This is a genomic window from Fundicoccus culcitae (assembly GCF_024661895.1).
Classification (GTDB): Bacteria; Bacillota; Bacilli; order Lactobacillales; family Aerococcaceae; genus Fundicoccus_A; species Fundicoccus_A culcitae.
In genome coordinates this window covers 650,855-665,075 of record NZ_CP102453.1, presented here as the reverse complement: position 1 = coordinate 665,075, position 14,221 = coordinate 650,855, and the positions used below count along the sequence as shown (strand labels likewise).

The 14,221-nt window shown below is 38.0% G+C and carries 12 protein-coding genes; 10 read left to right on the top strand and 2 right to left on the bottom strand.

Translation table 11 applies throughout. The features are described 5' to 3' along the window. Window positions 1-15 precede the first annotated feature (15 nt). The 3 genes from NRE15_RS03065 to NRE15_RS03055 all read left to right on the top strand — a co-directional run bounded on the left by NRE15_RS03065 (window position 16) and on the right by NRE15_RS03055 (window position 2,351). Complete coding sequence (locus NRE15_RS03065; RefSeq protein ID WP_313794151.1) at window positions 16-618, top strand: NfeD family protein; 603 nt, start codon at window positions 16-18, stop codon at window positions 616-618. Between the two features lie 34 nt (window positions 619-652). Further along, window positions 653-1,639, top strand: coding sequence for a flotillin-like protein FloA (gene floA, locus NRE15_RS03060; protein WP_390887191.1), 987 nt, complete (start codon window positions 653-655; stop codon window positions 1,637-1,639). An 85-nt stretch (window positions 1,640-1,724) separates the two neighbouring features. Beyond that, window positions 1,725-2,351 carry a hypothetical protein gene (locus NRE15_RS03055; protein WP_313794149.1) on the top strand — a complete coding sequence of 209 codons (627 nt, stop codon included), beginning with the start codon at window positions 1,725-1,727 and terminating at the stop codon, window positions 2,349-2,351. 80 nt (window positions 2,352-2,431) lie between these two features. Here NRE15_RS03055 and NRE15_RS03050 read toward each other — a convergent pair whose 3' ends face one another. Beyond that, on the bottom strand, window positions 2,432-3,703 hold the full coding sequence (locus NRE15_RS03050) for an Mbeg1-like protein (protein WP_313794148.1): 1,272 nt from the start codon (window positions 3,701-3,703) through the stop codon (window positions 2,432-2,434). A 97-nt stretch (window positions 3,704-3,800) separates the two neighbouring features. Between NRE15_RS03050 and glpK the strand changes: the two genes are divergently transcribed. From glpK to NRE15_RS03020, 6 genes are all read left to right on the top strand, one after another. Beyond that, on the top strand, window positions 3,801-5,324 hold the full coding sequence (glpK, locus tag NRE15_RS03045) for a glycerol kinase GlpK (protein WP_313794147.1): 1,524 nt from the start codon (window positions 3,801-3,803) through the stop codon (window positions 5,322-5,324). A gap of 14 nt (window positions 5,325-5,338) precedes the next feature. Beyond that, window positions 5,339-7,174 (top strand): FAD-dependent oxidoreductase, encoded by a 1,836-nt coding sequence (locus tag NRE15_RS03040; RefSeq protein ID WP_313794146.1) that lies wholly within the window; start codon window positions 5,339-5,341, stop codon window positions 7,172-7,174. Window positions 7,175-7,440: 266 nt separating this feature from the next. Beyond that, a complete protein-coding gene (rpsB, locus tag NRE15_RS03035; RefSeq protein WP_313794145.1) occupies window positions 7,441-8,220 on the top strand; it encodes a 30S ribosomal protein S2 in 780 nt (259 codons plus the stop codon). Between the two features lie 144 nt (window positions 8,221-8,364). Then, window positions 8,365-9,246: a translation elongation factor Ts gene (tsf, locus tag NRE15_RS03030; RefSeq protein WP_313794144.1), complete on the top strand. Its 882-nt coding sequence runs from the start codon at window positions 8,365-8,367 to the stop codon at window positions 9,244-9,246. 119 nt (window positions 9,247-9,365) lie between these two features. Further along, window positions 9,366-10,037 carry a UMP kinase gene (gene pyrH / locus NRE15_RS03025; protein WP_390887190.1) on the top strand — a complete coding sequence of 224 codons (672 nt, stop codon included), beginning with the start codon at window positions 9,366-9,368 and terminating at the stop codon, window positions 10,035-10,037. Between the two features lie 132 nt (window positions 10,038-10,169). Next, on the top strand, window positions 10,170-10,922 hold the full coding sequence (locus tag NRE15_RS03020) for an NAD-dependent protein deacylase (protein WP_313794142.1): 753 nt from the start codon (window positions 10,170-10,172) through the stop codon (window positions 10,920-10,922). A gap of 56 nt (window positions 10,923-10,978) precedes the next feature. Here the strand turns inward: NRE15_RS03020 and NRE15_RS03015 are convergent, their stop codons facing one another. Then, window positions 10,979-13,114: a M28 family peptidase gene (locus NRE15_RS03015; protein WP_313794141.1), complete on the bottom strand. Its 2,136-nt coding sequence runs from the start codon at window positions 13,112-13,114 to the stop codon at window positions 10,979-10,981. A gap of 513 nt (window positions 13,115-13,627) precedes the next feature. Between NRE15_RS03015 and frr the strand changes: the two genes are divergently transcribed. Next, a complete protein-coding gene (frr, locus tag NRE15_RS03010) occupies window positions 13,628-14,188 on the top strand; it encodes a ribosome recycling factor (protein ID WP_313794140.1) in 561 nt (186 codons plus the stop codon). Window positions 14,189-14,221 lie beyond the last annotated feature (33 nt).

The window sequence follows — 14,221 nt, the reverse complement described above, 5'->3', positions numbered from 1 at the left end:
AAAGGGGGAAATGACATGTTTTTAAATATTGCCTTATTAGTTTTAGGTGCCGCTATCTTAACGACAGCTGTGTTTATGCGGCATTCGATGCTATATGTAGGTTTAGGTTTGGTCGTTTTTGGTGGTTATTTCGGACTACCAGAGAATAATTGGTTGATTTATTTGCTTTTTGTCCTTGGACTCGTTTTAGTGATTATTGAGTTTTATGTTCCAGACTTTGGAATAACAGGTCTGATCGGCTTAGTTGTCATGGTCATATCGTTTTACCTTGTCCATGATGATGTTATTTCTGTTCTCATTGCAGTTATTGCCTTTTTAGCCACGACACTCATAACAGGAGCCATCCATTTAGCTATGGGTAGGGAATTACAAATAAGTCCTCAATTTATTTTAAATACATCGATGAACAGTGAGAGTGGCTATTCTAGCAGTAAGAATTTTGATTATCTGATTGATCAAAAAGGGGTCACTGTGACTGCACTTCGCCCCGTTGGTAGAGCTAGTTTTGATGGTGAGTTGTTTGAGGTCGTAAGTAATGAAGATATGTTGCCTGCCGATACACCCATTTATGTTGAACGTGTTGAAGGTTCAAAAATCTATGTAAGAAAAGAGGGATAATATGTTCCAAAGTTCATCGTTTTCAAATTCTGATATGTCATATATACCTGCGATAATTATCGCTATCGTTGTTATTATACTGATTGCTTTGTTTTTCCGCTTTGTACCTGTAGGCTTATGGATTACGGCTTACTTCTCAGGAGCTAAAGTTAGTATTGGAAATTTAGTTGGAATGCGTCTACGTCGCGTTACACCATCTGACATTGTTAACCCCTTAATTAAAGCGACTAAAGCAGGGCTAACCTTAAATACTGATCAACTTGAAGCCCGCTACTTAGCTGGCGGGAACGTTAACTTGGTTATTGATGCTTTAATCGCCGCGCAACGTGCTAATATTGATTTGGAGTTTGAACAAGCGGCAGCCATCGACTTAGCCGGTCGGAATGTGTTTGAAGCAGTTCAAGTGTCAGTTAACCCTAAAGTTATTGAAACACCTGTGATTGCTGGTGTTGCTATGAACGGGATTGAAGTAAAAGCCAAAGCGAAAGTTACGGTTAGAGCTAACATTGAGCGTTTGGTTGGGGGTGCTGGTGAAGAAACAATTATTGCCCGTGTCGGCGAGGGGATTGTTACCACCGTTGGTAGTGCTAAATACCATACAGAAGTATTAGAAAACCCTGACTCAATTTCACAAACCATTTTAAGAAAAGGTCTTGATTCGGGGACAGCCTTTGAAATTCTATCGATTGATATCGCAGACGTTGATGTCGGTCGCAATATTGGGGCGAAATTACAAGCCGATCAAGCCGTAGCGGATAAGAAAATTGCACAAGCGAAAGCCGAAGAACGTCGTGCGTTTGCGGTCGCACAAGAACAAGAAATGATTGCTGAAGTCCAAAGAATGCGCGCTAAAGTTGTGGAAGCTGAATCAGAAGTACCATTAGCTATCGCCGAAGCCTTTCGCAATGGTAATTTAGGTGTGTTTGATTATTACAGTTTAGAAAATATCCGCTCGGATACAGCTATGCGTGACTCAATTGCTAAGGATGCTCCTCAAACCGATGGAGAGGAATTGGAATAATGGAAGCCTTCGTTGATGTCATTCAGGCAGAGAGATGTATCCAAAAGGGTGGTTCGCCTCAAAATAACGTAGAGGGGTGATGCATGTGGAATTTTTAATCTTTTTGATCTTTTTATTGGTAGGTCTTCGCACTTTGTCAACGGCAGTATTAAAATCTAGTCCTAAAACACGAGCCATGACACGTAAAGAAGCAAGGCATGCAGCGCAACAACAAACTTATGCGGCAGCCGAAGAGTTACCTTATCAATCAAGTAGAAACAAGCAAAGTCAACCTTTAACCAAAGGATCATTAACTAAACGGTTGACTATTGCTTTAAATGAAGCGGCTGAAACTAAAAAGCCTGAGTCTTCAAGACAACGAAACCAAGGGAAGCAAACGCAGCGTGTTTATCAAACGGCTGTTCCAGCTAAGACTAGGCGTATAATGACCCAAGAAGACATTGAAAGTTTTGAGTTATCTGAAGATTATGAAGCACATGATTTTGAAGCGGAGTTAGATGCGGTTGAAGACTACTATAATGAAATTGATCAGGACATGCCTGATTTTATAACAGATGATGATTTAATCCAGGTGGAATTTATTGCTGATAGGCGGAAATCTTCCAAGCAAGGCAACAAATATCGCAATATAAATGCCAAAAAGTTGCGTCAAGGTATTATCGTAGCTGAAATCCTTGCTAAACCGAAAGTGATGCGTAAACACTCTAAATAATGAGCCAATAGAACCGAGCGTCTAAATAATTGTGTTGTCATGATCACACAATTATTTAGACGCTCGGTTTTTATTTATTATCATACTTCCTCTTGCTCATTATCTATGGGTTGATTTTGTGGTTTTACAGGAATAGAAATTTCTTCTTCTTTGTTAATTAAACTTGGGAAATTGGTTGTAAAGTATTCCAAGAAAGTAATGGGCTTGAACCATTGAATGGCTTTATCTTTCATGTCAACTAATGATTGGTTGCGGTATTCTTTAAACAAATTACGGAAGATTTGAACAAGTTGCATGACAATTTCATCGATAAATTGTCGTGATTCTACATCTAATGCATTCATGTAGGTAAAGAAACTACGAAAGAAAGAGACTTTATTTTGATTAATTTCTTCCAACCGTTGGATTTGTGTTTGATCAATTAAATCAAAAATTATATCGATAAAACGCTTCATATCCTCTTCATTCAATTGATTTGTCCATTCTTTAATCGTCAGATCGACTAATCGACTGAAATCCGAAACCGAATCAATGACTTCAAAATGATTATCGACTATAATCCAATTAATAGGATCGTGTTGGACAAAGGCACTATTTCTACTTTTTATGACAAGAGCGGGTACGTTATGTTCTAACATCATACCCACGATGGAATCTTCAGGAATAATGTGAATGAGTTTGCGACAAATCGCCTGCATTTGTTGGGTGTTATTTATTTGGGGTTGAAAGCCGGGACCATCGAACGAAAAGATGACTTGGATTTGGTTTTGTAATTCAATGTTTGCTTGAGAGGCTGCATAAACCGCCAGATTACCCCCTTTTGAATGGCCACTCAAAAGAATGGGTTTATCGTTTTTGATGGGCATGGCGTTTAAATAGTCAGCGGCCATTTGTTGAGCAGGGATTACTTGTTGGAATGCCATGTAGGCATCTTCTTTCCAACCAATAATCGAATCATCCGTGCCTCTAAAAGCAACAAGGGTGTACTGATTAGGAATATCGAAGCAAAGCGCTGAAAATTGCAATTCAATATCAATTGAAATTTGATTATAAAACGCATACAGTTTAATATTAGAATAACGGATAGAGTTTGCCATGATATTGAATAATTCAATCCGATCCCTAGTTAAAATCAGCGATTGATATTGGTGGAGACGGGGTAGGCTGGGACCAAGGACTTGAGCGAGTTTACTAAGGGTAAATGCTTGTGCCACATCAAATGAGTTTGTGACGTAATGATCCAAAGGAAAATAACTTAATTCATTGATAAGGAGTAGATCAACTTCATTAAAATACATATCGTCAAATGATTTTTCTTTGTTCCGCAAAAGGTAATTAAATAATGTGGTCATAAAAAGGCTCCTTAATTTAATTATTCTTACTCACATTAAAGCATAAATTAATGAATTGAACAATTGTTGTTAGCTTACAAACATAAAGGAGGAACGTATGGTAAATACAGAAGCGAAATACATTATGTCGATTGATCAAGGGACGACAAGTTCGCGAGCGATTATTGTAAATCACGATGGGGAAATTGTTGGGTCAAGTCAAGCTGAATTTGAACAATTTTATCCGCAACCTGGATGGGTTGAACACGATGCCAACTTAATTTGGAATAATGTGCAACAAGTTATCGCTGGAGCCTTCATTGATGGGGGAATTAATCCTAGCCAAATTGCAGCCATTGGTTTAACCAATCAACGTGAAACGACGGTCGTTTGGGACAAACAGACAGGCAAACCTATCTATCATGCGATTGTCTGGCAATCGCGGCAAACGGCTGACTTAGCTGAACAACTTATACAAGATGGCCATCAAGAAATGATTCAAGCGAAAACAGGTTTAGTGATTGATGCTTATTTTTCGGCAACAAAAATCCGTTGGATTTTAGATCAAGTTGAAGGCGCACAAGCACGGGCTGAAGCCGGGGAATTATTATTTGGAACAATTGATAGTTGGTTGTTGTATAAATTAACGGATGGTGACGTCCATAATACCGATTATACCAATGCGTCACGCACCATGTTATTTAACATTCATACTCTCGAGTGGGACCAAGATATTTTAAATCTATTAAATATCCCTAGACAAATGTTGCCGGAAGTAAAATCCAACTCGGAATTATTAGGAACGACAAAGAGTTATTTGTTTTTTAATTATGAAATTCCCATCACGGGGATGGCAGGTGACCAACAAGCGGCCTTATTTGGGCAATTAGCCTTTGAACCAGGAATGGTCAAAAGTACTTATGGAACAGGGTCATTTATCATAGCCAATTTAGGGTCAGAAGCATTTCTATCCAAGCATAATTTGTTAACAACCATTGCTTACGTTTTAGATGGTGAAGTGACTTATGCCCTAGAAGGTTCTATATTTGTGGCAGGTAGTGCCGTTCAATGGTTAAGAGATGGCTTGCAACTCATTGAAAACTCGGCTGAAACAGAAGCTTTAGCTTTTCAATCCGATAATGAAGATCAAGTCTACTTAGTCCCTGCATTTACAGGTTTAGGCGCTCCTTATTGGAATTCACATGCTAGAGGTTCCCTTTTTGGGCTGACAAGAGGGACGACTAAAGCCGATTTAGCCCAAGCGACTTTACAATCCATTGCTTATCAAGTTAATGATATTATAGATACGATGCGTTTGGATACGGATGTAGCGATTACAGAACTTCGCGTTGATGGCGGGGCATCGCTCAATGACTTTTTGATGCAATTTCAAGCGGATATAACGGGGGTTAAATTAACGCGTGCTAAAAACTTAGAAACAACGGCTTTAGGGGCAGCTTATTTAGCAGGCTTAGGCATAGGTTTTTGGAAAAACCGTGAGGATTTAATGCAATTTGTGACACCCGGTAATGAGTATTTTGCAAACATGTCAGATGAACATCGTCGACGGTTAATAAAAGGTTGGCAAAGAGCGGTTAAAACAACCGAATATTATGCAGAATTAGTTAATGAAGATAGTTGAGTGGGGGAATAGGTTTGACAGCTTTATCCATAAAAAATCGACCGATGACCATCGAGTCGCTACAAGAAACAGAGTTTGACATCTTAATCATAGGTGGCGGCATTACAGGCGCAGCTATTGCCCATCAAGCGAGTGTCAGTGGTATGCAAACGGCACTCATTGACATGCAAGATTTTGCTGGTGGCACTAGTAGCCGTTCGACGAAATTAGTGCATGGCGGTATTCGCTATTTGAAGCAATTTGATATTGATGTTGTTTCTGAAACGGTTAAAGAGCGGGCTGTTATACAACAAATTGCCCCCCATATTCCTGTACCATCCTTGATGATTATGCCCATTTATGAAGAAGTTGGCGCGCCGTTTTCGCTATTAGAAATTGAGACCGCTATGGCTTTATATGACCAACTCGCAGGTATCACTGAGGGACCATGGAAACATCGGATGCTATCCAAAGAGGAGACAATGGCTTTATTACCTGAAATCGATAGCCAACGTTTAATCGGTGGAGGCATGTATTTAGATTTTCGAAACAATGACAGTCGACTAGTGATTGAACATTTAAAAACAGCGTATCAAAATAAGGCCACCATCCTTAATTATGTCAAAGCTGTGGAATTAGTCTATGCAGATGACCAAATTGTCGGGGTGAAAGTTCAAGACTTAATAACGCATGGGGTATTTATTATAAGGGCTAAAGTAGTTGTGAACGCTGCAGGACCATGGAGTGATGAATTGCGGGAAATGGATCCTTTAGACCATAAGCCGAATCAATTGCGTTTAACTAAAGGCATCCATTTGGTGGTGGATAAGAGCAAATTAAACGTCAGTCATCCCGTTTATTTTGATACAGGATTGGCTGATGGCCGCATGATATTTGTCTTGCCTCAAGGCGATAAAACCTATTTTGGTACCACAGATACGGATTATCGTGGTGACTTGAATCAGCCTTTACCTACACAAATCGATGTTGATTACTTAATTAATATCATCAATTCACGTTTTCCAAAAGCCCACATTCAAATGAAAGATATTGAAAGTTCTTGGGCTGGCTTGCGACCTTTGATTCAAAGTTCAGCGATAGTTGACTATAATGGTAGCCGTCGGCAAACTTTGGATGATGCGACTTTCGATTTGTTGAATCAACTATTTACTGATTATCACCAAAATAATTTAAGTCGTGAAGAAGTGGAGCAAATTTTAGCCAATAGCAGTTTCTTTAAACAAGAAACAAAAGATAGTCCCTCCTCAATATCCCGCGGTAGTCACTTGAGCGTGAGCCCATCAGGTCTAGTGACAATCGCAGGTGGTAAACTCACTGATTACCGGCAAATGGCTAATGATGTGATGAAAGTGGTCATTGAACGACTAAAAACCTTCTTTCAAATAAATATCCCTGCCATAAACTCAGCACACTACAAAATATCAGGTGGTGAATTTGAGGTTGAAGACTATGATCAAGTGATGTTAACTAATAAGTTGTTGTTTATCGAACTTGGAATGAATGAGCAAGAAGCCGATTGGTTGGCCAAACTGTATGGGAGTAATAGTCAAAAAGTGATGACATATATAGACAAAGCCTCCCATTATGCTGAGCGTTATCATTATCCGCTAGCCTTAGCCTTGGCTTTGATTTATGGCATCGAAGAAGAAGGGGTCTGTACAATAAGGGATTTCCTTGTCATGAGGACAAGCTTAGTTTTGTTTCATCTGATGGAAGTTGAAGTATACATCGATAGCTTGTTGCAGACATTGGCAGAAGAATTAACCTTAAGTGCTGAAATACTTCAACAACAAAGAAACTTGATTTGGGAAGATATTAAAGAAAGACGGTTAGGGTATTTGGAAGATTAATTTCGAATTCATAGCGTTATCTCAAGAAAGAGGTGACGCTTTTTTAGGTGTTAGACAAAGTAAACTTAAATAAGCATTAAATGAATAAAAAACGATTAATTTAGATTTAATCCTTGTATCTTATGCGAAAATCATGTACAATAATAAACGGTGTAAAAACCAAATTCACACGATTATGGATAGGGGCTAGGGTGCTTTCTCACGGGAGTCTAGTTTTTAAATGAAATAATCGGAGGAAAATAGAAAACCAAATGGAGGAAAAAATTATGGCAGTTATTTCTATGAAACAATTGTTAGAAGCAGGTGTACACTTTGGACACCAAACACGTCGCTGGAACCCGAAAATGAAAAAATACATCTTTACTGAACGTAACGGTATTTATATTATCGATTTACAAAAGACAGTAAAATTAGTGGATGAAGCATATAACTATATGCGTGAAGCCTCTGCTAATAATGGTGTTGTCTTATTCGTTGGTACTAAAAAACAAGCACAACAGGCGATTGAAGAACAAGCTAAACGTGCGGGTCAATACTACATTAACCATCGTTGGTTAGGTGGATTGTTAACCAACTGGGATACTATCCAAGGACGTATTAGAAGATTAAAAGATATCGAAAAAATGGCTGAAGATGGAACATTTGATGTTCTACCTAAAAAAGAAGTTTTAGAAATCCGTAAAGAACAAGATCGTTTAGAGAAATTCTTAGGCGGAATCAAAGATATGCCAAGAATCCCTGATGTTATCTTCATTGTGGATCCTCGTAAAGAACGTATTGCTGTTAAAGAAGCACACAAATTGAATATTCCAATCGTAGCTATGGTGGATACAAACTGTGATCCAGATGAAATTGATGTCGTTATTCCATCAAATGATGATGCGATTCGTGCAATCAAATTAATCACAACAGCAATGGCTGACGCTATTATTGAATCAAACCAAGGCGCAAGTGAATCTGAAGATGAGGTTTCGGATACAGAATTCTTTGATAACTTGTTTGAAACAAATGAAGCAACTGAAGAAGCCGAAACAACTGAAGCTTAATCAGATTAATATTATTTGAATTTTAAATGTAGTATAATATAAAAGACGACTGTCTTAATTCAGATTAACCATAGGCTCTAAAAGCTTGGATCCTGTTTTAAGACAGTTTTTTTAAGAGATAAATACCAAGGAGGATGCAATAATATGGCAAACGTTACTGCAAAAATGGTAAAAGAATTAAGAGATATCACTGGTGTAGGTATGATGGACGCTAAAAAAGCCTTAGTCGCAACGGATGGTGATCAAGATAAAGCCATCGACTTTTTACGTGAAAAAGGTTTAGCTAGTGCAGCTAAAAAAGCTGACCGTATCGCTGCTGAAGGTATGACAGCAAGTTATATTGATGGTAATACAGCTGCCATTATTGAAATGAACTCTGAAACAGATTTCGTTTCTAAAAATGAACAATTTCAACAATTAGTAGCTAATGTTGTTAAAGCAATTGCGGAAGGTAAACCTTCTAACTTAGAAGATGCTTTAGCTATGGAAGTTAATGGAAAATCTATTTCAACAACTATTTCAGAAGCTACCAATGTTATCGGAGAAAAACTTTCTTTACGTCGTTTTGAAGTTCTTGAAAAATCAGATGCTGATGCATTTGGTGAATATTCACATATGGGTGGACGTATTGGTGTCTTAACATTAATCGAAGGCGATACTGATGAAGAAAAAGCTAAAGACGTTGCTATGCACGTTGCAGCTATTAACCCTCGTTATGTTGATCGTACTGAAGTATCAGACGAAGAATATGCCCACGAAGAAAAAATCCAAACTGAAATTGCTTTAAACGAAGGCAAACCAGCTAATATCGTTGAAAAAATGATTAAAGGTCGTATGAACAAATTCTTATCAGAAATTTCATTAAATGACCAACCATTCGTTAAAGATTCTGACCAAACAGTAGCTCAATATGTTGGCTCTTCAAATGGTAAAGTTAAAAAATTCGTCCGCTTTGAAGTCGGCGAAGGTATGGAAAAACGTTCAGAAAACTTTGCTGAAGAAGTAGCAGCTCAAATGAAAAAATAATTTTATATTTTGAAGCCCCATCTTGGGGCTTTTTTAGAAGAAAGAATCCACCTAAAGGAGTGAGCTACGTGGAAGAAGTAAAGTATAAACGAATCGTGTTAAAATTAAGTGGAGAAGCCATGGCTGGGGAAGACGGTTTTGGTATTAACCCTAAAGTCATCAAAGAAATGGTAGAAGAAATTAAAGAAATCTATCAATTAGGTGTTGAAATTGCTATCGTTGTCGGTGGTGGAAATATTTGGCGCGGGTCAGTTGGTGAAGAAATGGGTATGGAAAGAGCTCAAGCAGACTATATGGGTATGCTGGCTACGGTTATGAACGCCTTAGCTTTACAAGATGTCCTAGAAAATAATGATGTACCGACACGGGTTCAAACTTCCGTTGAAATGCGTCAAATAGCCGAGCCTTTCATTCGTCGCCGTGCTATTCGCCATTTAGAAAAGAAACGGGTTGTCATTTTTGCAGGTGGGACAGGTAATCCTTATTTCACAACTGATACAACCGCCGCTTTGAGAGCTGCAGAAATTGAAGCCGATGTGATTTTAATGGCTAAAAATAATGTGGATGGGGTCTATAATGCCGATCCTAAAATTGATGCCAATGCGGTTAAATATGATAACTTAAGCCATATGGATGTTATTGCTAAAGGGCTTAAAGTGATGGATTCAACAGCCAGCTCCTTGAGTATGGATAATGATATTCCATTAATTGTCTTCAATTTAAATAAACCTGGCAATATTAAACGGGTTGTTCTTGGTGAATCAATCGGAACCATCGTTCAAGGCCACTAACATAACCATCCGGATATAATCATTGAAAAATGCTTATATCCGGATATTTTCGCCCTTAAGCATACAAGATGCCTTAAATTCAAATATGGGTTATAATGATAGCTAATAAAAGAAGGAAAGGACTCTAAATCGATGAATGAGTCGCAAATTATGCAACTAAAACAATATATTGAAGAAGCCCATATTACTACATTTTATGGTGGGGCAGGGGTTTCAACGGAATCTGGCATTCCTGATTACCGTTCACGCGAAGGAACCTACACTAAAATGGAAGCAGCTAATCAGGATCCTAAGAAAATCATGAATCGTCGTTATATTAAAAATAATCCGATCGAATTCTTTAATCGTCCTGAACCGGAACGTGGAAAGGTCGAACCTAATTCAGCCCATAAAATGCTAGCAGCCTTAGAAAAAAGTGGCCATGATATACGTGTAATAACACAAAATGTAGATGGTTTGCATCAAAAAGCTGGACATCGCTGGGTTCTTGAACTTCATGGCAGTGGGCGTACGTGGTATTGTATGGATTGTGAGCGGGTGTATTTACCGCATGAGTTACAACGTGATAAAGACAATGTCCCCCGTTGTTATGTGGATAATGGTATTGTGCGTCCTGGTGTGGTCTTTTTTGGTGAAAATGTTCAACCAGAAAATTTGACTAAAACGAAAGAAACTATTCAAAAATCCGATCTATTAATCATTGCTGGCACTTCCTTGACAGTCTTTCCAGCCAATCAACTTATTTATGAATTCAAGGGACGTCGGGTGGTAATGATTAACAAGGAGAAACTCCCCATCCAACAACTCAACGTTGATTTATACATTGAAGCGCCTGTCGGCGAAACCTTCGCAGCGCTTAACGCGCATTACAATTTTAATCTCTAACCTTACAAATACCCCTGGAACAGAGCAAAAATGGCTTTATTCCAGGGGTATTTATTTTAGTTTAAAAGAGTTTGGAGTTTTTCTTGAATGGTTTGCAAGTCGGTCACTTCTTTGGTTACAAGTTGGTCTAGCAAAGTCGTTTGATTAGCGATAGCATCTGATAGAACGACTAATTCTTCGGTAAAATCAGCATCAGGATTATTAACCTTAGCCTGTAGTTGATTGATTAAATCATACAAATTTAGATGGCCAACCACACGACCAGCACCCCAGAATAGGCGTTCATCTGGTTGATCCATCACATAGTTCGTTACATGGTCATAGACTTCACGACTGAAATCATAAGCGTACCAATTGTTATCGACCAACCATAAATGTTCGTCTAAAGCTAAGGAAGGATTGTTTGCTTCAAGCGCCGTTTGGCTTTGAATCAAATGATCCAAGTTGTTGGTTGCTAATTCATGTGGAAATTGTTGAACATCTTCCCAGGTTAATTTAGCAAAATTATCTTGAATGTAGCGATAAACGTCTTTCATGCTGCGATTTAATTCGCGTGTTTCATTATAAATGGCTTCGGCATCTTCCATTTGATTATTGTTAAGTGCCTCGAAATATGCTTGGTTTTTAGTGGCAATGAGGACATTTAATTCGGTCACTAACGGACGGATTTCATCAATTGTAGTCTGTAAAGCTGTGTCATCCACTGAAACTTGTGCAAAAACATCTGATTGGATTGATTCTTGTAAGGTATCCAAAGTGCGATTAAAGTCTAATGGAAGTACAGCTGTCCGGTCATATTCTAAAGCCAATAGTCCGTATAACATATGATTGAATTCAAAGATTGCTTCATCATAGGTATCTTTATTATCAAATTCAGTATGGTAGGTAGTCACCCCAAAATCAGCATCTGTGAAGTCATTTCTGACAGATGGAATACCTGCAATGGAGAATGACCAATCATCTGCCCAAGTGGTTAAAGGACTAACAATTTCAATGCCTTTTGCTGAAGCCTCATTTAATTCAGGCAAATCATCCACAAAAGATTGAATAAAGGGTGTCAATTCAGGGACCGTCAATAATTGATGGTAATCAAAGAAATCGACAGCGGGCATTTCAAAGTTTATATTATACATGGCTTGATCTTGCCATTCTGGTCGCACGCTGAATAATTGATTGTATGCACCATTAGACCAATCATAACGCGTATCAACAGCACCCCATTCTTCGGCAGCAACTGCAAAGAAGATAATATTTTTTTCAGGTTGATAGTTGCTGTCTAACATGGCTTTAGCAATGCCCAACATTAAGCCAACGGCGATGCTGTTATCTTGGAATCCTTCAAAGTATGCATCGTAATGTGCCGAAATAATAATTGATTCATCTGTATTTTTACCTGGGATCTCACCCACAATATTGTAGGCTTCTCCATCTCGCTCTACAGTTGATACGGCATCTAAAGTAACGGATATTTGGTTATCATTAGCAGCTAAAACATCTTTTAAGGCATTCGCATCGGTTTGCGACATCGAGAATGCAGGGGCATCATCGGGTCCACAAAAATCATTAGCATTTAAAGAATCAGGACTGATTTCACTAAAACTGGCTTCTTGAACAACGATAATACCAGCTGCACCTTTATACTTGGCTTGTAGAGCAGGGTAAGTTACCCACCATTCTTCACGTTGGTTAATATCAACCAATAAGAATTTTCCTTCGATATCTAAGTTGGCTAAGTCATCTTCGGTGCCTTTACCAGCATAAATGATGTCAAATTCTTTTGGTCCATTTGTGTTAAAGTTAATTTGGTAGCCACCCATCATGGCTTGATGTTCATTCCCATTTATATCAGTAAAGGTTAAGTCAGCCTTTTCAAATGTCCATGCATCGACTGGGAAAACATCTTTTGATACATTAGACAAACCTAAAGCTTGCATTTCATTAAATAAATACTCAGCCGCATCATGTTCCGCTTGTGATCCTGCTGGACGATAACCTAAGGTTTCGTGCGTTCCAAATTCGCCTAATTGAAGAGCAATATTGTAACCATATGTTGGATCAACCGCATCCAGGTAGGCTTGGTTAATACTATCGAAGGTGTCTGTTGCTTCTTGTGCATTGAAATGTGGTAAGGGGAACAAGGATAAGGTAGTGACAGAGACAAGTAATTTTTTGATAAAAGTGTTATTTTTCATTTTTACCTCCTATGATTGCGAATCGTCCATGAAAGCAAAAAAACTCCTAAAATAGGAGTTTGAATAATCAACATAAACATTTCTTTTGTGCGCATCAAAAGAAAGCCTGTACCTCTGTACACCTGTGTTGACTATTCATGGGACTCCATGAACTCATCTAAGTAAGTTAATACTTACAAAAACTTCTGGATTTTTCAATCCATTACAACACGATACGAATATCGCTAAGTCGGCATTTACCCTGGCTGTCCGTATGGCCATTAAAAGTAACAGTTACTCTAGGTAATTCAAAGCTTAGTGATTTATTCGAAAGAGGTCTTTCTTTTAAATCATATTTTATTTTAGCAAGTATTTTTCAAATTGCAAGAAATTAATTAATAAATTTGTGGTTGAAAATAATCAATGCTATATGTGACATGATAATCTTACAAATGCATCTAGCTTAAGGCTATCGTTAAAAATTGACTTATGTTATACTAATAGTATAAACGTATAGCACAGGAGGATTCCAAGATGGCATCAGACAATTTATTAAAAGAAGCACGCCAAAGAATGCAAAAATCAGTTGAGGCGTATCAAAGAGAATTAGGCACAATTCGTGCAGGAGTAGCTAATGCTAGTGTATTAGATCGTGTAAATGTTTTATATTACGGTATTCCGACTCCCTTAAATCAATTAGCCAGTATTACTATTCCAGAAGCACGTATGCTACTCGTGACACCGTATGATAAAAGTAGTTTAAATGATATTGAAAAAGCAATTTTACAAAGTGATATTGGCATTAATCCATCCAGTGATGGAAATGTTATTCGCTTAGTCATTCCAGCTTTAACCAAAGAACGTCGTGAAGAATTAGTAAAAGTAGTCGGAAAAGAGCAAGAAAATGCTAAAGTAAGTGTACGTAACATTCGACGCGATATACTTGACTCAGCTAAAAAAATGGAAAAAAATAATGAAATTACAGCGGATGATGTTCGTGGCTATGAAAAAGATATTCAAAAAATAACAGATGATTTCATTAAAGAAATTGAAAATATAACCAAAACCAAAGAAGACGAAATTTTGAATAATTAGTTTCAAACATGTAAGAACATTTTAAAAGACAAC